This is a genomic window from Thalassotalea sp. ND16A (assembly GCF_000764205.1).
Taxonomy (GTDB): Bacteria; Pseudomonadota; Gammaproteobacteria; order Enterobacterales; family Alteromonadaceae; genus Thalassotalea_A.
Genome location: NZ_JQDZ01000125.1, coordinates 42316 through 63126 on the forward strand (window position 1 = coordinate 42316; position 20811 = coordinate 63126).

A 20811-nucleotide genomic window follows, 5' to 3' on the forward strand; every position below is an offset into this window, starting at 1 on the left:
ACCATGAAAGAGCCAATTAAAAACCCAGTGATAAACTTAGCGTCTAACTCAGATATTTTATTTATTGACCGCGATGGTACCTTAATTGAAGAGCCAATTACCGATAAACAAGTAGACAGTTTAGAAAAGCTGGTGTTTGAACCTAATGTGATCCCGGTGCTGTTAAAGCTGCAACAAAGTGGCTATAAACTGGTGTTAGTGTCGAACCAGGATGGCTTGGGGACTGACAGTTACCCACAAGCCGACTTTGATTTACCGCACGATAAAATGCTCGAACTTTTTAGTTCACAAGGGGTGAATTTTAGCGACCAGCTAATTTGCCCCCATTTTGATGAAGAAAATTGTAGCTGCCGCAAACCTAAATTGGGTTTGGTCAGTGATTATCTGCAACAAGGGAAAGTTAACTTTGCCAACTCTTTTGTCATTGGCGACAGAGAAACCGACATCGGCTTAGCGAAGAATATGGGCCTACCCGGCATTCAATACAATCGCGAAACGTTGAACTGGAACGATATTAGTGAGCAATTGTTAGTTAATGCGCGTATCGCCAAGGTTACCCGCACCACCAAAGAAACCGACATAAATGTTGAAGTTAACCTCGATAAAACCGGCGGTAGTCATATTGCTACCGGTATTGGCTTTTTTGATCATATGCTAGATCAAATTGCCACTCACGGTGGCTTTTCATTAACTTGTACCGTAGACGGTGATTTACATATTGATGACCACCACAGCGTAGAAGATACCGCGTTGGCGCTAGGCGATGCCTTAAAGCAGGCACTGGGCAATAAACGCGGCATTAACCGTTTTGGTTTTGTATTACCTATGGATGAATGTAAAGCGGAATGTAGTCTTGACTTATCTGGTCGTGCGCACTTGGAGTTTAACAGCGAATTTAGCGATAACCGCGTTGGTGGCATGAGTACACAAATGGTCAGTCACTTTTTCAAGAGTTTATCCGATGGCATGGCCATTACCCTGCACTTATCGACCACAGCAGGCAATTGTCACCATCAGGTTGAAAGTTTATTCAAAGTATTTGGCCGAGCATTGGGCCAGGCGATCACGGTATCCGGTGATGCTCTGCCAAGCTCAAAAGGTGTTTTATAATGAGTGACACTACATCAGCTGACGCGCTGATCATTGACACCGGTTGTGCCAATATCAGCTCGTTGAAATTTGCCCTGGAACGTCTGGGTTATCAAATTGATGTTTCGAAAGATATAGCCGCGATAAAGCAGGCGACGAAAGTATTTTTACCTGGCGTAGGCTCGGCCGAATATGCCATGGCTGGCATTAATGAGCGTGGCTTGTTTGCCACCATCACCGAGTTAACACAACCGGTATTGGGTATTTGTTTGGGCATGCAATTGATGACCAAACATTCGGTTGAGAATGATATCGACACCCCTTGTTTAGGCGTTATCGATAGCAGCATTGCGAAAATTGCAACCAGTACCGATGCTAATTTAAGGTTGCCGCACATGGGCTGGAATACTTTAGGTGAAATAACCGATTCTCCACTATTTTCCGACATTGGTAGCGATGATTATTTTTACTTTGTGCACACTTATTGCGCACCAGTATCTCAGCAGACACTCGCCAGTTGTGATTATGGCCAACACTTTAGCGCCAGTTTGCAACAAGGCAACTTTTACGGGGTGCAATTTCACCCAGAACGCTCGGGTAAAGCCGGCGCAAAACTATTGAAAAACTTTATGGAGTTATGCGGATGATCATTCCAGCTATCGATTTAATTAATGGCAAAACCGTGCGCTTATACCAAGGCGATTATCAGCAAAAAACGGATTATCAACAAACACCCGAGCAGCTAGTAGCAAGTTACTTTGAACAAGGCGCTGATGTTTTGCATTTAGTCGATTTAGACGGCGCAAAAGACTCGAAACAACGACAAACACAACGCTTAAAAGAGATTATCAGTGTGGCAAAAATGCCGGTACAAGTTGGCGGCGGTGTACGTTGCCAGCAAGATGTTGATGATTTGCTTGCCCTTGGCGCCAGTAAGGTGGTGATCGGCTCATTGGCGATCAAACAGCCGGAGTTGGTAAAATCATGGCTCACGGTTTATGGCAAAGACAAAATCGTGTTAGCGCTAGACGTACAAATTAATGAGCAAGGTGATAAGTTATTACCCACTCACGGTTGGATTGAGCAAAGTAATACCACGCTTGAGAGTTTGTTAGATTTTTATGGCAGCGATAACATTAGCCAGGTGTTATGTACTGACATTTCTAAAGATGGCACCTTAACCGGCTCAAACGTAGAATTATATCGCCAGCTGAAACAGCAATACCCAACTATCTTCTGGCAAGCATCTGGTGGCATCGGCTGTTTAGATGATATCAACAATGTTGCTCAATCTGGTGCTGACGGCATTATTTTAGGCAGAGCCTTGCTCGAAGGTAAGTTTACCCTGACGGAGGCAATATCATGCTGGCAAAACGCATAATCCCTTGTCTCGACGTTCGCGATGGCGTCGTGGTGAAAGGCGTTAAATTTAGAGATCATGAAATTATTGGTGACATAGTACCTTTAGCTAAACGCTACGCCGAAGAAGGTGCCGACGAGCTGGTGTTTTACGATATCACCGCCAGCTCTGATGGCCGTACGGTTGATAAAAGTTGGGTTGAACGTATCGCGCAAGTGATCGACATTCCATTTTGTGTCGCTGGCGGCATCAAGTCCGAAGCCGAAGCCCAAAAAATGCTATTAATGGGGGCGGATAAAATATCAATCAACTCCCCTGCGTTGTCTGATCCAGAGCTGATTTCGCGACTCACTCGTCAATTTGGTCAACAATGTGTGGTGGTTGGTATCGATTCATTTTTTGATGAGAACACGCAGCAATACCAGGTCTATCAATTTACTGGCGATGAATCAAAATCGTCTAAAACCGTATGGCAAACCAAAGACTGGGTGGAAGAAGTACAACGCCGTGGCGCCGGTGAAATCGTATTAAATGTGATGAATCAGGATGGTGTGCGCCAGGGTTATGATATTGAGCAACTGTCGATGATCAGAGCCGTGTGTAATATTCCATTAATCGCCTCCGGCGGTGCTGGCACCATGGCACACTTTAACGATGTATTTAAGCAAGCCGATGTCGATGGCGCACTTGCTGCCAGCGTATTTCACAAAGGCATTATTGATATTCAAGAATTAAAACAGTACTTACGCGCGCAAAACGTCGCCATAAGAGTTGAGAGATAAAGAGAACACTATGATCATTAACAAAGACAACATAGCCGAATTAGCCTGGGAAAAGATGGACAATATGCTCCCGGCAATCATTCAACACGCCGATACGGGTGCGGTATTAATGCAAGGTTACATGGACCAGGAAGCATTAACGCAAACCCTTGAAAGTGGCAAAGCCACATTCTTTTCTCGCAGCAAACAACGTTTGTGGCAAAAAGGCGAAAGCTCGAAAAACTATCTTTTAGTACAAGGCGTTTTAACCGACTGTGATCAGGACAGTTTGCTCATCAGCTGTCGACCACAAGGGCCGACTTGTCATTTAGGCACTAACTCTTGTTTCCCGGAAGAAAACATTAATCAGAAAAACTTTTTAGGTTATCTGGAACACGTGATCGATACTCGTAAAAACGATAAACCAGAAGACAGCTATACTGCCCATCTATTATCGAGAGGTACGGCAAGAGTGGCTCAAAAAGTGGGTGAAGAAGGCGTGGAAGTGGCTCTTGCCGCGGCAACCAACCAAAAACAAGAATTTATCGGCGAATGTGCTGACTTGTTCTACCACACTCTGGTATTGTTGGCAGATCAGGAAGTAGAATTAGCTGAAGTGATGGCGGTATTACAGTCTAGACATCAGTAGCAACGAAAAACAGGAACTAGGAACTAGGAACTAGGAACTAGGAACTAGGAACTTTAACAGGATATGCCTTTAACTATGAGTAATACAATCAATTGGCGAGCTAAAACCTTTAATCAGCTTAGCACCAACGAGTTGTACGACGCTTTGAAGCTGCGAGTCGATGTTTTTGTGGTTGAGCAAACCTGTTATTACCCTGAACTTGATGATTGTGACCGGGTAGAGGGTGCTATGCATTTGCTCGGTTACAATGACGAGCAATTGGTTGCATACCTACGCCTTTTACCTAAAGGCGTATCTTACCCGGATTATGTCAGCATTGGTCGAGTGGCAACGCGAGCAGATTACCGCGGTAAAGGCATCGGCCACCCGTTAATGAGCAAAGCGCTTGAAGTTTGTGAACAACAATGGCCGGGGCAAAATATAAAAATATCGGCGCAAGAACACTTGGAAAAATACTACAAGCAGCACGATTTTGTCAGAGTTTCTGAGATGTATTTAGAAGATGATATTCCTCATATCGCCATGCTTTTAGACAAATCGAGTATTCCAAATACTTAATCAATACATTTTCATCTCGGCAGGCTTATTGCCGAATCGGTTGCTCATTGATAAATTTTACTGCGTATTTCGCAAAATAAATCGCTACCTTTATGGATCTTAAGTGTGGGTAACAAGCAGCCCTAGTGGAATTATTGCATCTAATTAAAAACCTACTACATTTATTAATGCGCCGTTAACACTATCTGTTTTTGTTGCTAATTTCGCTCATATATAATTCACACAAACAAGAGTTTAAAGAGGAAACTAATATGAAATCACCTTTTACAAAAGCGCTATCGTTCATCATTGCCCTTGGACTCAGTCTTAGTGCTTACGCTGATACACGTATTGAACAAGTTTGGTCTTGTACGCTTAATGACGGAAAATCTATGGATGATGTAAAGGCACTAAATCACAAATGGGTGAAATATGTGAATAAAGCCGTTAAAGGTGGTGACATACAAAGTTATGTAGCAACTGCCATCGTTGGAAAGATGGCAGTTTTTATTTTTGTAGACTCATTTCCAAACATGGGCTCTTGGACGGCTAAGGAAGCGGCAATGGATGCTGAAGAGGGAAAAAAACTCAATGAAGCCTTCGATGAAATCGCGGAGTGTCAATCAAATTCACTGTATTCTGTAGAAGAAAGTTAATTAGCTGCTTTAATTAAATTAGCAATGGCTCCCCCCAACTGTAATTGAGTCATTCGGGGGAGTGATAATTATCTAGTGATAAATTCGTCAATTATGATTTAATAAATCGACGAATCGCTTTGCGCCTACTTCTAATTTGTGCACTTTGCCCAACAGCAGCATTATTCGCATCATTCCTTTCATCACTAGTCCATCTACCGGCTCTTTTAATGACTTTACCGCAGCTCGAACTGAATCCAGATCCCAAAAGTGAGATGGCTTTGCACAATACAATCTATCCTCACACAAAAAAGTAATTTTATAACGAAATTTATTTACTAAGACGATCAGAATCTAATAAAAACTTGTGTAGAGCGGCATAATGTTGTAATAATACAACATGAGTATTCAGCAAAATCGTTAAGGCCGTGTAACTAACTTTTGCTATTTGAATCACTATTACTGTATTGATGAGCTAATTCATCAGTTAACAAGAGGAAAATAAGATGGAAGATCAAAATATAGCTGCAAACGAAGATAAGAGTGTAGAGTCAACAGAGTTTAATTATGACAACAGTGGTTGGCCTCGTGATTTTGATATTCGTATTGAAGTGGCTGAGCAGCGTGAAGTATTGGAATGTCTCTAGTCACAGATTGGCTGAAATATAAGTTAGTTGGAGCAAATGAACATTAACCTCAGTGTATGCCAGTGGCACCGAATCGTGGTTGATGTTCATATTTACTAGGGTTGAGTTTAAATTTTTTATTTTACATATAAATAAAAATTAACTCCCTGTAGCTCTCCCATATTGGTTTTATTGTCATAGAGTTGATGAATAATCAAGGCGCTATAATATTCATCCCAAGCCGCTTGAAATTCCTAATAAATAATATGTTTGGATTGTTTTTTGCCAAAATCTAGACGTACCGACAAGTTTTCCTGAGATACCGTTTTGCCGTTCACAACTTTTGCTTTGTATTTCCAATTGTTTAGTGCATCTATTGCCGCCTGGTTAAATATCACTTCGGGTTCAGCATCAATAATGACAATATCTTCTACTCTTCCCCAGCGATTGACACTAAAATTCAGTTTTACCCAGCCCCTGACTTTTTGTTGAGCTGCAGCTACCGGATAACGAGGTAAAGATCGGTAAATAGGGATAGCATCATTGTCTTTAATAACGCCAACGGCAAATTCTTGGTTGGCAAAGTTATTGTCTATGCTTATCTTTGGCATCGACATATCAACCGGTAACTTGGCTTGTGCTTTGGCAACGGTTCTATCATTAAACTGACCAACCGGTTTTTCCACATGCTCTGGCGGTGGATCCAATATACGGTTTTTACGGGCAAGGGCACTGTCTTCGGGTTCATTGATAATGGTGATGATAGTGAAGTCCTCAACTTCTTCAAGGTAGACCTCTTCGGTTGCAACTAAGGAAGCCATAATTGCAAATAGAGCAAATGATATTAATGCGCCAAGCAGAATAGGAATAAAAAATTTCAAGCCGCCTCCAATATCTAGCACCAATAAACTTAATTATTTGAGTTAAGTATAGCTATTGATTTTAAAGGTAAAAGCTTATTATTAAAATCAATTAATGCTTTGCGGATATTATTGTTTGTACTACTATCTTTACAGCAACTTACCTAAGGATAAAAACAACATGGGTACTACATTATTATTGACTGGATTTTATGCCGGTATTTTAACATTTTTATATATTGCTTTATCGTTTAAAGTGATTAACTTACGAAGAAAACACAGCGTTGGTATTGGTGATGGGGAGAACTCTGAACTTGCCAAAGCCATTCGAGTGCACAGTAATTTTGCTGAGTATATTCCACTTACCTTAGTGTTGTTCGCTATTTATGAAATCAACCATGGGTCAATGCAAATATTGCATGGTTTAGGCGGGTTTTTAGTGATCTGTCGATTTCTACATGCTTTTGGTCTTGCCAGAAGTAAAGGGACCACCTGGCAACGTTTTATAGGTGCAGCAGGCACTTTCGGTGTAATGTTAGTGTTAGCCGTTATCAACATTGCATGGTTGGCGGGGTTTTAACCTCGCAGGGTTGGCGCAGGCAAATTAATCTGGCTTACGCCATCATGCGAGAATAAATTCCCGCCAACGAAAACCATCCCTGGAAATTCTAAGTTAATTCGTCCCTGAATTAACAGAATTGGAACCATCCCTGGAAATTCTAAGTTAATTCGTCCCTAAATTAAAAAAGCCCTGACATATTCTAATGTCAGGGCTTTTTTGGTTGGCGGGGTTTCAACCTCGCGCAGTAAATAAAGTGCTTAAACTAATTGCTCGGCAAGTTGTGCACTGACCGTTTCAACCGCTTGTGTGCCATCCATAGTGATGTACTTACAGTTACCTGCGCTGGCTTCTGCCTGGTAGTATGCAACTAATGGCTTAGTTTGATCGTGATAGATACCTAAACGCTTACGTACGGTAGATTCTTCATCATCAGGGCGTATTGCTAAATCGTCGCCAGTTACATCATCTTTACCTGCAACGATCGGTGGGTTGTAAACAATATGGTAAACACGACCAGAGCCAGAATGTACACGGCGGCCGCCCATGCGTTCAACAATGACTTCGTCGGCAACATCAAATTCGATAACGCTATCGACGCTTACGCCGTTGTCTTTCATCGCATCAGCTTGCGGGATTGTACGAGGAAAGCCGTCTAATAAGAAACCGGCTTTACAATCGTCTTGAGCAATACGCTCTTTAACCAAACCGATAATCAGCTCGTCAGAGACTAATTGCCCGGCATCCATAACTTGCTTAGCCTGTTTACCCAATTCAGTACCCGCTTTAATCGCAGCACGCAGCATGTCACCTGTTGAGATTTGTGGAATGCCAAATTTAGCCATTAAAAACTGAGCTTGAGTACCTTTACCAGCACCCGGTGCACCTAATAAAATAATGCGCATATAGAAAGACCCTAAAATGTCGTCGAAATAATATTTATAAAAACGCCATGATACTTGTTGAAAACTTTGCAAACAAGTGTTTCACAGCAATTTTTTGGTTAATCTGCATATTACTATAATTGTGCCGCTTTGCGACTAGACCATAGTCGCAATTACTTATCAAATACGGACAAATCATTATCAAAAAAGAGAAAATACAAAGCAATGTATTTTCTCTTTAGTTGTGGTTAAGACTATGTCGTTAACCTTTATTTATGAGTTGAAAAAGCTTACTTAGTTAGGCTAAGCATTAACTTGTTCAAACGGCTGACAAAAGATGCAGGATCTTTTAAACTGCCACGTTCGGCCAACAGGGCTTGCTCATATAACACTTCCGCCCATTCATTAAACCTGGCTTCATCTTGCTCATCTGATACATGATTAATTAACGCATGTTCCGCGTTTATTTCAAACACAGGCTTAGTTTCTGGCACTTCTTGACCCACCGATTGCATCAGTTTGATCATTTGGCTGCTCATGTCGTCTTCATCGGCAACAATACATACCGGCGAATCGGTTAAACGATGCGAAATACGAACGTCTTTCACTTTATCGCCTAAGCTTGTTTTTAAGCGTGCAACCACACCATCAAATTCTTTTGCCAGTTTTTCTTGCGCTTCTTTAGTTTCAGCATCGTCCATGTCGCCTAAATCAAGACCACCACGAGTAACCGATTGTAACTGCTTATCTGCAAAGTCAGTTAAGTGGCTTACTAACCACTCGTCAATACGATCGCTTAGTAATAAAACTTCGATACCTTTTTTGCGGAATACTTCTAGATGAGGGCTGTTTTTCGCCGCTTCGAAGCTATCGGCCACTACGTAGTAAATTTTATCCTGACCGTCTTTCATCCGGTCAATGTAATCGGTTAACGATACATTTTGCGTAGCAGTGTCGTTTTCGGTTGAAGCAAAGCGTAATAGCTTAGCAACGGCTTCTTTATTGGCTGCATCTTCCGATGGACCTTCTTTTAGCACCTGGCCAAACTCATCCCAGAATGACTGGTATTTTTCAGCATCTTTCTTCGCCAGCTTATCAAGCATGGTTAATACCCGTTTGGTACAACCTTTGCGCATTGCCTGAGTAACTTTGTTGTCTTGTAAAATTTCACGAGACACGTTTAACGGTAAATCGTTCGAATCAAGCAAACCTTTGACAAAACGAAGGTAAGTAGGCATGAACTGTTCGGCATCGTCCATGATAAATACACGTTGTACGTATAATTTCAAACCGTGCTGACGTTCGCGGTTATACATATCAAATGGCGCTTTGGCAGGTACATACAAAAGTGAAGTATATTCTGTAGTCCCTTCTACCTTGTTATGTGCCCATAATAATGGCTCGCCAAAATCATGCGAAACGTGTTTGTAAAATTCTTTGTATTCGTCATCAGAAACATCCGACTTTTCACGAGTCCATAGTGCTTCGGCTTTATTTACACTTTCCCATTGCGCAGCAACGGCAGCAACGGCAGGGATTTCTTCACCATCAGGGCCTTCACTTGCCGGGATTTCGGCAACTTCTGCGCCCATCATTTCAACGGGAATAGAGATATGGTCTGAGTATTTAGTAACGATTGACTTTAATCGAAAATCGTCTAAAAATTCATTTTCATCTTCTTTTAAGAAAAGAATAATGTCAGTACCACGGGTTGATTTGTCAATGTTTTCTACAGAAAAGTCTCCTTCTCCAGCCGATGTCCATTCTACGCCATCGCTTGCTTGTGAGCCGGCAGCGCGAGTGCGAACCACGACTTTATCGGCAACGATAAATGCCGAATAAAAACCGACACCAAATTGACCAATTAGCTGGGAATCAGACGCCTGGTCACCAGATAATTTCGAGAAGAAATCAGCGGTACCTGATTTGGCTATGGTCCCTAAGTGAGTGATAACATCATCACGAGTCATGCCAATACCATTGTCAGAAATAGTAATGGTATTCGCCTCTTTGTCCGCTTTTACGCGAACGCGAAGATTTGCATCGCCATCGTATAAGTCGCCATTTGATAATGCTTTAAAGCGCAATTTATCGGCGGCATCGGCAGAGTTAGATACTAATTCACGCAGGAAAATTTCTTTATTGGAATATAAAGAGTGGATCATTAATTGTAATAATTGTTTAACTTCAGTTTGAAAACCGTGAACTTCTTTATGGCCTGTATCAGACATAAAACGACATCTCCTAGATAACTAAAAATATACCTTTGATTGCGCCCATCGCGCATTGGTATTTACTATGAATAAGATGTGGGGATAGGATAAAAATTTTAAAGGGGGGTTTGAAAATTAAATTTCGTGCCCTTTGAATTGGTAAGTTGAATTCGTTGCAAGCAAAGAGCTCAACTGCCCATAGCTATCGACAAGTTAATTACAAATGAGCCGGTAATTAATTAACTTGGTATTCATAAGCAAATCGAACGGCGATGCGGTTACCACGGTAAGCCCATAATTCTTTGATTAGCCGATAATCTTGCTCTTTTTGCCATTTGCGAGTGAGCAACTCAATGATTTGCTCTCTGCCATTCGAATTTTTTCTCTCGCACTTTGCTCGGTAAACGGAGGCAAAGGTTTTCTAACATTATTCATAATCATGGTCTGGTATTAAAATTATATATCTAAGGTCAAATGTGAGCTCGTTGCTCGTGATACACACGGACACATTAACCCTTGCTGCTCTTGCTCGGCGACGCTTAACGCATTATCTAAATGCTTAGGGGTTCCTTCCAGTATTTTTACCGCACAAGTTTTACATTCGCCAGCTTTACAACTGTATGGCGCAGCAATGTTTGCGTCTAACATCGCATCCAAAATGCTTTGCTGTGCACTTACTTCCAGGGTAATAGCCGATTTATTTAATGTTACCGTAATTGCTGCAGCAGTATCGTCGATGGCGGCAGTAAAACGTTCATAACAAATACGTTGTGGTACAATATTTTGTATTTTTGCCTCCTCTAAAAACGCATCAATTAACCGGCTTGGGCCGCAAATATAAAAAATGCTGTTGGCTGGAGCGCTAGTTAAAACATTACTGATATTTAAACGCTGACCTTCAGCTGAACGATAAATGTTAAAGCTATCAGCAAACTCTCTTTGCAATTTTTCTTGGAACGCCATACTTAAGTTATTTTTACCCGCATAGTGCAATGCGAATTCAAAGTTTTGTGCCCGTAAAGATTGTGCCATTGCTTTTATTGGCGTGATACCAATGCCACCGGCAACCAACACCGCAGGCGCCCCTTGCTGATGCAATGCTGATCGTAAACTAAAGTGGTTTTCTGGCTGTTGACAAGCGAGCACTAATCCCAGTTGAAAGTGTTGATGTATGGTATGCGAACCGCCCCTACCATCCGGCTCATTCAGCACTGCAATTTCATAAATGTCTCTTCGCTGCGGGTTTGAGCAAATAGAATAATGCCGCAATGCTTGCTCGCCAGTTGGCAATTGCACCGGTATTTGCAGGTGAGATCCGGCGACAACTTGCGGTAATTCATCACCATCAACGTCACGTAACTCATACGCTCGTATGTCTGGCGTTAATTGTCTGATCCCAGATATCACTAACTTAAGTGGGCCATCACCTAGCTTTTTAGGGTAAGAGCCCGTTGGGTAAGGATCTGTTGGCTCAACATTAATCGATGCAGAATTGCTTGCTGTGGAAGTGTTGCCGGGGTTGCTTTCAATGGTCGCCAGCTGTTGCTTTAATTGTTGATTTTCTTGCTCTAGCGGCTTGAGTAATGTTTGTATTTCATCATTGTTATATCTGGGCGTAATGTATTTAGGGCAATTCCAGTCAAATGCTTCAACATGAATTAAAAACCCGCGCTCAACCGGTGCTCGATAATCCGCAACTTCTAGCTTAGCCAATGTTTCAGCATCATCCAGCGTTACTATGCTAACGCGGCCTAACAACTTCATTCGTGTGCGGTTTGGGTAATCCATAAAGATAATTGATACCCGATCATTGTTGCTAAAATTGCCGGTACTAATGTATTGACGGTTGCCAGTGTAATCGGCAAAACCTATGGTTTTGGCACCTAACACCCGCATAAAGCCGGCAGGTCCGCCACGATGTTGCACGTAAGGCCAGCGGGTTTCACTGACACTGGCCATATAAAAACTATCACGCAGAGCAATAAAGTTGGCTTCATAATCACTGAGTAAATGATTTACATCTTCGCCTTGTTCCATACTGGCATAGCCTGTGCGGCTATGTTGTTCAGTTTGAACTTGTTTCACTTGTTCGGTAAATGCAATTTTTGCGTATTTATGGGCCATCATTTCAACCTTAGCGGATGCTTTATTTTGCGCGTCGTAATCAATATTTTTTTATTGGATAACGGCCGAGGCCAATTCACGCCTCGGTCATATATTGCCTTTGCTTAAGATGCTTTTTGCAGCTGCACTTTCGGAAAGTCAATTTCCACACGACTCGCCTTACCTAAAATATTAGTCAAAATATTCATTCCTACATGGGTAATGATCTCAACAATGTCAGATTCATTAAAGCCGGCATTGCGCACATCTAATAGTTCAGCGCTTGTGACTTCGCCTTTATGTTCTGCCAAAGCCAAAGCAAACTTAACCGCCGCCGCCGCTTTTGCGTCTTGACTTGTACCGGCACGGTTGGCATCCATTTCTGCGCCAGACAAGCCAGCTTTACTACCAATAGCAGTATGAGCCGATACACAGTATTGGCAAGCGTTTTGTTCAGCCAAAGCTAAAGCGATGCGCTCTTTGGTTAACGGCTCAAGACTGCCCTCACCAGCAATACTGTGTAAGCCTAAAAACGCTTTTAACGCGGCCGGTGAATTGGCAAATACTTTCAAAAAATTAGGGACCATGCCCAATTGCGAGGTGATTGCCGAAAACAGTTGTTGTTGTTCAGTGTTAGCTTGTTCATTAGTTACCAGGTTAATTCTACTCATAATCTTTACCTTTTGCTGTGGTTGTCGTTTGTTTGGTTGTCGAACTTGACTCGCATACTCATAACCGCTCGGTGCTGATTATTGCCACTAGAATTCGCAGCGGCTTTCAGTCAATACCTCGCCAGTGATGTTACTTTGCCAAATTCCACTTGATAAAAGAATACTCATGATTAACAATTAATTATTGCTTAAAGTGGAATAATGTATGGATAATTTGCATTTAATGACTGTGTTTGTCGCCGTGGCAGAAGAACAAGGCTTTGCTGCGGGGGCCAGACGGTTAGCAATGTCTCCTCCTGCGGTGACTAGAGCCGTTGCTGCGCTTGAAGAGAAACTTGGGGTGAAATTATTAAATCGTACTACCCGCTATGTGCGTACCACCGATGCTGGTTTGCGCTATTTAGCCGACGCCAAGCGAATTTTAAATGATGTGCACATGGCCAATGAAGCGGCTGCAGGTATTAATGCCGCGCCAACAGGTCATTTGACTATCACCGCCCCCGTAATGTTTGGACGGATGTTTGTGATGCCAGGCATCATAGATTATTTAAACCAGTATCCAAATACCGAAGTAGACGCGATATTTTTAGACCGAGTGGTCAATTTACTCGAAGAAGGTTTAGATGTCGGGGTAAGAATAGGTGAATTGCCCGACTCAAGCATGCGCGCCTTACGCGTGGGCTCGGTGCGCTTAATTTTATGTGCGGCCCCAGACTACCTTGAACAAAACGGAATACCACAACAGCCAGAAGATCTAAATCAGCATACCATCATTTCAGCACGGGCAATGAATAACTCAAGCGATTGGCGATTCGAGCAGCAAGACAAAACATACAATGTGAATATTAAACCCAGAATTACGGTTACCACCAATGATGCGGCGATAGAGGCCGCATTGTCAGGGTTTGGCATCACCCGTTTATTGTCTTATCAGGTAGCACCTTTTCTAGCTTCCGGGCAACTAAAAATTGTTATGGAAAACTATGAGCCTGCCGCTAAGCCCATTCATATCGTGCATCGAGAAAGCCACCTCAGCACCGCAAAAGTTCGCGCTTTTATTGATTTGATGGCAGAGCGATTAAGAAACGATAACGCATTGAATTAACTGTTTTAGAAGCTTTTTCTACCAGAAAAAGCATGCGAAAGCGTATTGCCATCGACAAACTCTAATTCACCACCAACCGGTACCCCATGAGCAATACGGGTACTGATAATTTGATATTTTTTGGCGATTTCGGCAATAAAATGCGCGGTTGCTTCGCCTTCAACCGTTGGGTTGGTGGCTAAAATCATTTCATCAAATTCATTAGTTGCCAGTAAGGCGTCTAATTTATCCAGGCCTAATTCGTCCGGACCAATACCATCAATAGGTGATAAGTGCCCCATTAACACAAAATATCGTCCGGTAAATTCACCGGTCTGCTCTATTGCTAAAATATCAGCAGGCGATTCAACCACACACAACATGCGTTTTAATTGTCGTTTCGGACTTTGACAAATTTCACAATAATCGAGTTCGGTGAAGGTTCGACAGCCCTTACAATAACCGACGTCTTCCATCGCACTGGCTAAGCTGGTTGCCAGTTTTTGCCCACCGATGCGGTTACGCTCTAATAAATGAAACGCCATACGCTGTGCCGATTTTGGCCCAACGCCAGGTAAACATTTTAAACTATCGATTAGCTCTTGCACTAAAGGGCTTAATTTCATCTGAGTACTTTCAACTATTTTTATAATAAAACAAATTGGCAAAAGCTTACCAAAAACAGCCACGCAAAGCACTCGAAATTATCGTCAATCCACTTGCTATGAAACCCGGCGAAATTGAAGGTAAGTTAAACTTTTTGATATTAAATTGAGAACTGCTACTATGTTTTACCAATCAAAAAAAAGAAACCGATTCCATGTCAAAGATTTCTCTGGCGACAATGCCTCATCGCTTTTTAACTGCCGCAGTTTTATTGTCGGTTAGTGCTTTTACGTCATCAGTGTTAGCCGAAAGCACAGTGATCGAAAATATCAATGGCTATACATTAAAGGATAATCAACTGCTAAAGTTTAATGCCATTAAGTTTAGCAATGACAAAATTGACAAACTGTATCTGCCCGGAGAAAACGTTAAACCTGGCGATAGCGCCAACATTATTGATGGCCAAGGTAAAACACTAATCCCCGGGTTAATTGATGCTCACGGTCATGTTCTAAGTTATGGATTGAGTTTACTTAGAGCCGATGTCAGTGCAACCGGCTCAGAGGCTGATGCAGTAAAGCGCGTGCTGGAATACGCCAAAAACAATCCGCAAATGGCCTGGATACAGGGCAGAGGCTGGAATCAGGTGCAATGGCCAAGCAATCAGTATCCTAGTGCCGCAAGCCTTGATAAACACTTTAAAGATACCCCTGTGGTGTTAGGTCGGGTTGATGGTCATGCCATCTGGGTAAATTCGAAAGCGATGCAATTAGCGGGCATCAGCAAGGCGACCGTCGATGTCGAAGGCGGACAAATCATCCGCGATAGTAATGGCGATGCCAGCGGCGTATTTGTCGATAATGCGATGAGTTTGATCTATTCGAAGATCCCAGCCCTCAGCCAGAAAGAGACACAACATGCGCTTAAAATTGCGATGCGAGCTTTAGCCAGCGTTGGTCTCACCAGTGTTCATGATGCCGGAATTTCTTCCTCCAACATTGCCGCTTTTAAACAGCTAAGCAGCAATAATGAGATGGTGATCCGGGTAAATGCGATGATTGATGTGACCGACAATCAATGGCAGCAGCAAATGGCGAAAGGACCTTTTGCCAGTGACGATATGATGTTAACCATCAATAGTGTTAAAATTTCCGCCGATGGCGCATTGGGCTCAAGGGGCGCTGCGTTAATTGCCGATTATTCAGATAAACCGCATCACCAAGGCTTGCTATTGCATAGTGAAGCTGATTTAAGGAGATTAATCAAAACCTCAATGCAGGCAGGGTTTCAGGTTAACACCCATGCCATTGGCGATAATGCCAATAAAATGGTGATCGATAAATACCAGGCATTAATTAAGGAAACGAAGAGTAAGCACCTCCGCCATCGGGTAGAACATGCACAAGTGCTGCGCATAGAAGACATTCCTCGTTTTGCTGAAAATGGCATTATTGCCTCTATGCAGGCAACTCATGCGACAAGTGACAAAAATATGGCCGAAGACAGGCTGGGAAGTGATAGAATAAAAGGCGCTTATGCGTGGCGCTCATTACTTGCCAACAATGCCGTAATTGCTGCGGGCTCAGATTTTCCAGTAGAGTCCCCTAACCCATTTTTTGGATTGCACGCGTCAATTACTCGGCAAGATAAACAAAACCAGCCGATAAATGGTTGGTATTCAAATGAAGGCATGAGTATGATTGAAGCGTTTAAGTCATTTACCTTAGATGCTGCTTATGCCGGCCATCAAGAAACCATTATCGGCAGTTTGCAAGAAAATAAGAAAGCCGACTTTATTTTGCTCGACCAAGATATTTTCACCATTAAGCCTGAGCATATTTGGCAAACCAAAGTGTTACAAACTTGGGTGAACGGTAAGCAAGTTACGCCCTAAATGATGAAAGTGGTTTACCAAGATAAATCACAAAACACATTACCCCTTTAAAATTTATTACTATAGAAGATCCTATTACTATGAAAAAATTATTACCACTTTGCATCGCCGCCTCACTTTGTTGTGCTTCATTTGTACAAGCACAAGAAGAAACTGTCGGTCTTGTTGTTGCAGGCGATAAACCTATCACCCTGCTTGGTAAGCAAGTGTTTAAAGGTGACAAAGCACCAAATTTTGACGTGGTCGATCAGCGTTTTGCCAAAGTTAAGCTTACCGATTTTTCCAATCAAACAGTGTTGATCTCGGTAGTACCAAGTTTAGATACCGGAGTGTGTTCACTGCAAACCAAACGCTTCAATGAAGAAGTGGCAAATTTACCCGAAGACGTGGCAATGTTAACCATTAGTAATGACTTACCGTTTGCGCAAAAGCGTTTTTGTGCTGCCGAAGGGGTAGACAAGTTAAAAGTGTTATCCGATTCGGTGTGGCGTGACTTTGGTGAAAAATATGGTTTATTAATCAAAGATATGGGGCTGTTAAGTCGAGCTATTTTTGTTGTCGATAAAAGTGGCAAAGTGGCTTACAAAGAATTGGTTGCCGATATCTCAACTCATCCAGATTACGAAGCGGCCTTAGCGGCGGTTAAAGAAGCGAATAGTTTAGCGGCTAACTAAAAAATAAAAGCTTCTGGCTACGAGCTTCGGGCAGACTTGGTATTGTTACACGATCGGCCAATTCATCAAATACACAGCCCGGGGCCAGTAGCTCGTTGCTTATAACAATCCCGCTCAAAAGGCCTCCTGCCTGCCGGGTATTAGCACTTTAATGTACAAAATATAATAGCTTCTGGCTTCGAGCAGCATTGGTATTGTTAGACGATAGGTGAATTGATCAAATACACGGCCCGTAGCTAGTTGCTAGTAGTTCGTTGCTAATTTCTCGTTTGACCAAAGTTAACACCTTTTTCAATAAATTCTATTTCTTCAGCTGTTGATACTCTGCCAAGTACTTGGTTGCGATACGGAAAACGACCAAACTGTTCAATAATGTCTAAATGCAACTTGGCAAATTCCAGCGAACTTCGAATAAACTGTCGTTGTTTTTCCCCTTGGTACTCTTGCTGCAAGCGCTGAAACTCAACCACGCAACGTTGTTGCATATTAATGTCTTCAGCATGCTCTAACGGGTGATAAAAGAAACTTCTTTCCACTAGAGATAATTGTTTGTCATAGCCCTTTGCTAATCCTAACAAGCAATATTGCAGCGCTAAATGATCACTTTTAAAGGCCTTATCCGTGCCTCGATACATATTTCTCGGCAGCTGATCGAGCACAATAATTAACGCCATTGTGCCTTTCGCCGTTTCAGACCAACAATTGAGCTGCCCTTGCAATGCCCGTTCATATAAATGCTCAAACTGGCGGGTAATAGTGGCATCATCTTGAGCTGTTGACAGGTACCAAAGCTGGTTTTTCTTGGCTGCTGAAAGCTCTTGCTCAATTTTTCCAAACCAAAAATCGATAATAACGTTAATATTTTTATCCATGATTTTTCCTTGTTTTTCAATTAATTATATAGTTCACAGTGGAAAAATTAAATTTTTTTTCAGACTTTCCCTTGAAAAAGAAACGAACGTCCGCATCTTTTATATTGTAGTCGCCATAAAGGGTCTACACCGTTAAAGTGAAAACAGTTTCATTTAACACAATAACCGCCAGTTCTTAAAGAATGGCACATTTATTATCAGATCAATCTAAACGTGCATTAACAAAACCGCACAGATTTGATAACTCACATATTGCTAAATAATAGGATATGACTATGCGTACAATTACTAAAGATTTCAGCCCTCTATACCGTTCATTCATTGGTGCCGAGCACTTAGCTCAATTAATGGACAAAGCCTCAAGAGCCGACAAGCAACCGGCTTACCCTCCGTACAATATTGAATCGATTGCCGAGGATAAATACCGAATTACTATGGCCGTTGCCGGATTTGTTGATGCCGAGTTGGACATCGAATCAAAAGAAAACTCCCTAATCGTTACCGGCACGAAAGCCGCAAAAGATGAAGCAGATAAGAACTTTCTCTATCAAGGTATAGCCGAACGTAACTTTGAACGAAAATTTCAATTAGGAGATCATGTAAAAGTTGTTTCTGCTCACATGGAAAATGGCTTATTACACATTGATTTGGTGCGCGAAATACCAGAAGCCTTAAAACCTCGTAAAATAGCCATAAATGGCAAAAGTTTACTCGAAGGAAATGCTAACTAAGGTCTGACTTGCTCGCGCAAACTGCCAATTTAATCATTGGCAAACTTTTCTCCCTATGACATTTTGCCCAGCTAACGCTGGGCTTTTTTGTACAGGGATGTATTTATCCACGACAGGCAGGATAGCCTTTAGAATGGGTTTGTTCATGTACGTATAGGAGCTTATACTTAACACACATTTTCAACATGGACGTTGTGTACAAGAGCAATGCATTAATACATAGATGTATGTAAGTAGAATAACGCAGGAGCAGTTATCGAAGGAGCAATTGCCGGAGAGGAACTTATCCTTCGGGAATGATCTCTGTCACTACTTCGGTTTTCACTGAATTTGCAATAAAGCACTGGCCATGGGATTGATGATGCATTTTTTCCAATTGCTTTATCGTTGGATACTTTTCACCTGAGAATTTAACCTGTGGGCGCAGAGTCACCTTTGTCATGCTAATCTTGCCTTGACTGTCTTTATCCATGACGCCAAGAGCGTGATCAAGGTATTTATCAACGATGAAATTCCGCTGCGCTGCTATTTGTAAAAAAAACAACATATGGCAACTTGAAAGAGAGGCAATAAAGGCTTCTTCAGGATCTACATTTTCCTCAACTGAGTATGGCAGAGGAACAATATGTGGTGATGGCGATGCCGCCACGGTTGCTCCGCCATCAAAATCCCATCGATGCGCTCTGCTATATTTATTATCGATAAACTTTTCTTTGTCATCTCTTTGCCATATTACCTTGGCGGTATATTCGGACATGGTTTTCCCCATTTATTGGCGCTGCCATCACTGTTGAACGAATGTTCATTATGGCTTGATAAATGTGTTGAAAGGAAGCGACAATATTTCAACATGAGTTGAGGATAATTCACATCCTGATGAGCAATAACATTTCATTTTCTGCTATACACACATTTACCGTAGTCGCAAAGGAGCTTAGCTTTACTCGAGCAGCCGGAATTGAAGATGAACCTGGGGGGATTTCCTGGAGGAGCTGGTTACGGAATTTTTCCATTGAAAAGCCCGCAGAGTTGAATCAAATGTGGTTTCGCCATGTTTCTATGGCGATATTGGCCGCAAAACTAAAACAAGGAATTGCGTTGGGTTGGCATCAAATGGTAATCGACGACATAGCCAACGGTCAGTTATGTCGGTTGACAGATAGTGAGGTCTGTACAACTTATAGTTATTACCTTGTTGCTCCGAGTAGATCATGGAAAAATAAATCCTTTAGTCATTTTTCATCCTGGCTGGAGGAACAAATGTCTTATTAACAGGTATCGTTCTAACTAACTATTACAAATTATATTATTTTCAAAGAAACTCTCTAATTAAAACAGCAAGTATTGCAGCGGATAAATTGAATTTATTTTGCGTTTAACACAAATTTCTCTGACGGCCGTGCTCTCACAGACGCAGAACGATCCTAAAATAAGTGTTCAAGGGTTTGCAGAAATTTTAAGCTGGGTTGAAGGTAAAGATAAAAAGTAAAATGTGGTCTAATATGTATATAATTTCACCGGGAGAAACTCATGAATTTATACAAAAAAAAATCTGTATCCAGATTATTTCCACTCGTCATTATGTTCGGTCTTATCAGTACCTCTGTTTTCGCCGATCAAATACCGGCTCCTGATGCATCCCAAAAAGCCGCAATAGATAAAATGCATCACAAACTGCATATTGATCAGGCCCCCTTTAAAGCACAAGAAGTGCAGGCACTTAAAGAACTCAATGAAATGACCATCCTTGATGATGTTAAACTTGAAAAAGTTAATGTCAAGATTGATGAACTTATGGCGGCAAAAACACAGATCATGCGCCTCAGATATGAACACCTGATCGAAATGCGTGCAATTCTTTCCGATGCGCAAAAAATACCATACGACAAGAACGTATTAAAGCGATCGGCTGTTAAGTAATTAATAATCAGCCGTTGCAGCATCAACGTTTTCTAAATGAGCAACCTTATCGACAAAGTCCATAACTTGGCCTCGCAATTCAC

Annotated in this window: 23 protein-coding genes and 1 pseudogene; 15 read left to right on the forward strand and 9 right to left on the reverse strand. The window is 41.9% G+C overall.

Annotation, left to right across the window (positions count from 1 at the left end):
• The first annotated feature begins 3 nt into the window (after positions 1-3).
• The 8 genes from hisB (at position 4) to ND16A_RS21575 (ending at position 5678) form a co-directional block, all read left to right on the forward strand.
• On the forward strand, positions 4-1110 hold the full coding sequence (gene hisB, locus ND16A_RS00245) for a bifunctional histidinol-phosphatase/imidazoleglycerol-phosphate dehydratase HisB (protein WP_052073364.1): 1107 nt from the start codon (positions 4-6) through the stop codon (positions 1108-1110).
• Positions 1110-1736: an imidazole glycerol phosphate synthase subunit HisH gene (gene hisH, locus ND16A_RS00240; protein WP_033079477.1), complete on the forward strand. Its 627-nt coding sequence runs from the start codon at positions 1110-1112 to the stop codon at positions 1734-1736. The genes hisB and hisH overlap by 1 nt, the downstream gene beginning before the upstream one ends.
• The gene (hisA, locus tag ND16A_RS00235; protein WP_033079478.1) at positions 1733-2470 is read left to right on the forward strand and encodes a 1-(5-phosphoribosyl)-5-[(5-phosphoribosylamino)methylideneamino]imidazole-4-carboxamide isomerase; all 738 of its coding nucleotides are present in this window, start codon (positions 1733-1735) and stop codon (positions 2468-2470) included. Before hisH ends, hisA begins: the two co-directional genes overlap by 4 nt.
• Positions 2452-3231: an imidazole glycerol phosphate synthase subunit HisF gene (hisF, locus tag ND16A_RS00230; RefSeq protein ID WP_033079479.1), complete on the forward strand. Its 780-nt coding sequence runs from the start codon at positions 2452-2454 to the stop codon at positions 3229-3231. Before hisA ends, hisF begins: the two co-directional genes overlap by 19 nt.
• 10 nt (positions 3232-3241) lie before the next feature.
• Positions 3242-3859, forward strand: a complete 618-nt coding sequence (hisIE, locus tag ND16A_RS00225) for a bifunctional phosphoribosyl-AMP cyclohydrolase/phosphoribosyl-ATP diphosphatase HisIE (protein WP_033079480.1) — start codon at positions 3242-3244, stop codon at positions 3857-3859.
• Between the two features lie 75 nt (positions 3860-3934).
• Complete coding sequence (locus ND16A_RS00220) at positions 3935-4417, forward strand: GNAT family N-acetyltransferase (protein WP_033079481.1); 483 nt, start codon at positions 3935-3937, stop codon at positions 4415-4417.
• A gap of 251 nt (positions 4418-4668) precedes the next feature.
• Complete coding sequence (locus ND16A_RS00215; RefSeq protein WP_033079482.1) at positions 4669-5052, forward strand: hypothetical protein; 384 nt, start codon at positions 4669-4671, stop codon at positions 5050-5052.
• Between the two features lie 485 nt (positions 5053-5537).
• Positions 5538-5678 (forward strand): hypothetical protein, encoded by a 141-nt coding sequence (locus tag ND16A_RS21575; protein ID WP_200880874.1) that lies wholly within the window; start codon positions 5538-5540, stop codon positions 5676-5678.
• Between the two features lie 233 nt (positions 5679-5911).
• On the opposite strand, the gene ND16A_RS00205 is transcribed toward ND16A_RS21575, so the two are convergent.
• On the reverse strand, positions 5912-6538 hold the full coding sequence (locus tag ND16A_RS00205) for an energy transducer TonB (RefSeq protein ID WP_152593950.1): 627 nt from the start codon (positions 6536-6538) through the stop codon (positions 5912-5914).
• A gap of 160 nt (positions 6539-6698) precedes the next feature.
• On the opposite strand from ND16A_RS00205, the gene ND16A_RS00200 reads away from it, so the two are divergent.
• Positions 6699-7097, forward strand: a complete 399-nt coding sequence (locus ND16A_RS00200; protein ID WP_033079485.1) for an MAPEG family protein — start codon at positions 6699-6701, stop codon at positions 7095-7097.
• Positions 7098-7336: 239 nt separating this feature from the next.
• Here ND16A_RS00200 and adk read toward each other — a convergent pair whose 3' ends face one another.
• The 5 genes and pseudogenes from adk to ND16A_RS00180 form a co-directional block, all read right to left on the reverse strand.
• Positions 7337-7981, reverse strand: coding sequence for an adenylate kinase (adk, locus tag ND16A_RS00195; protein WP_033079486.1), 645 nt, complete (start codon positions 7979-7981; stop codon positions 7337-7339).
• 269 nt (positions 7982-8250) lie between these two features.
• Entirely contained in the window at positions 8251-10191 is a 1941-nt protein-coding gene (gene htpG, locus ND16A_RS00190; RefSeq protein ID WP_033079487.1) for a molecular chaperone HtpG, read from the reverse strand.
• A 229-nt stretch (positions 10192-10420) separates the two neighbouring features.
• Positions 10421-10546 (reverse strand): annotated as a pseudogene (locus ND16A_RS20880) (DUF1348 family protein); the annotation flags it as partial.
• Positions 10547-10629: 83 nt separating this feature from the next.
• Positions 10630-12300, reverse strand: a complete 1671-nt coding sequence (locus tag ND16A_RS00185; protein WP_235282270.1) for a 2Fe-2S iron-sulfur cluster-binding protein — start codon at positions 12298-12300, stop codon at positions 10630-10632.
• A gap of 101 nt (positions 12301-12401) precedes the next feature.
• Positions 12402-12947, reverse strand: coding sequence for a carboxymuconolactone decarboxylase family protein (locus tag ND16A_RS00180; RefSeq protein ID WP_033079489.1), 546 nt, complete (start codon positions 12945-12947; stop codon positions 12402-12404).
• A 205-nt stretch (positions 12948-13152) separates the two neighbouring features.
• On the opposite strand from ND16A_RS00180, the gene ND16A_RS00175 reads away from it, so the two are divergent.
• Positions 13153-14052, forward strand: coding sequence for a LysR family transcriptional regulator (locus ND16A_RS00175; protein ID WP_033079490.1), 900 nt, complete (start codon positions 13153-13155; stop codon positions 14050-14052).
• Positions 14053-14057: 5 nt separating this feature from the next.
• Here ND16A_RS00175 and recR read toward each other — a convergent pair whose 3' ends face one another.
• Positions 14058-14657 carry a recombination mediator RecR gene (gene recR / locus ND16A_RS00170; protein ID WP_033079491.1) on the reverse strand — a complete coding sequence of 200 codons (600 nt, stop codon included), beginning with the start codon at positions 14655-14657 and terminating at the stop codon, positions 14058-14060.
• Between the two features lie 194 nt (positions 14658-14851).
• Here recR and ND16A_RS00165 point away from each other — a divergent pair, with 194 nt between their 5' ends.
• Positions 14852-16531 carry an amidohydrolase gene (locus ND16A_RS00165; RefSeq protein ID WP_235282271.1) on the forward strand — a complete coding sequence of 560 codons (1680 nt, stop codon included), beginning with the start codon at positions 14852-14854 and terminating at the stop codon, positions 16529-16531.
• Between the two features lie 80 nt (positions 16532-16611).
• On the forward strand, positions 16612-17205 hold the full coding sequence (gene tpx, locus ND16A_RS00160; protein ID WP_033079493.1) for a thiol peroxidase: 594 nt from the start codon (positions 16612-16614) through the stop codon (positions 17203-17205).
• 257 nt (positions 17206-17462) lie between these two features.
• Here tpx and ND16A_RS00155 read toward each other — a convergent pair whose 3' ends face one another.
• Positions 17463-18077, reverse strand: coding sequence for a DUF924 family protein (locus ND16A_RS00155; protein WP_033079494.1), 615 nt, complete (start codon positions 18075-18077; stop codon positions 17463-17465).
• A gap of 275 nt (positions 18078-18352) precedes the next feature.
• Here ND16A_RS00155 and ND16A_RS00150 point away from each other — a divergent pair, with 275 nt between their 5' ends.
• Positions 18353-18808 (forward strand): Hsp20 family protein, encoded by a 456-nt coding sequence (locus tag ND16A_RS00150; RefSeq protein WP_033079495.1) that lies wholly within the window; start codon positions 18353-18355, stop codon positions 18806-18808.
• Between the two features lie 283 nt (positions 18809-19091).
• Here ND16A_RS00150 and ND16A_RS00145 read toward each other — a convergent pair whose 3' ends face one another.
• Positions 19092-19565, reverse strand: coding sequence for an OsmC family protein (locus ND16A_RS00145; RefSeq protein ID WP_033079496.1), 474 nt, complete (start codon positions 19563-19565; stop codon positions 19092-19094).
• A gap of 119 nt (positions 19566-19684) precedes the next feature.
• Between ND16A_RS00145 and ND16A_RS00140 the strand changes: the two genes are divergently transcribed.
• Both ND16A_RS00140 and ND16A_RS00135 read left to right on the forward strand, forming a co-directional pair.
• Positions 19685-20080, forward strand: a complete 396-nt coding sequence (locus ND16A_RS00140) for a hypothetical protein (RefSeq protein WP_033079497.1) — start codon at positions 19685-19687, stop codon at positions 20078-20080.
• Positions 20081-20338: 258 nt separating this feature from the next.
• Positions 20339-20728 (forward strand): hypothetical protein, encoded by a 390-nt coding sequence (locus ND16A_RS00135; protein ID WP_033079498.1) that lies wholly within the window; start codon positions 20339-20341, stop codon positions 20726-20728.
• Positions 20729-20811 lie beyond the last annotated feature (83 nt).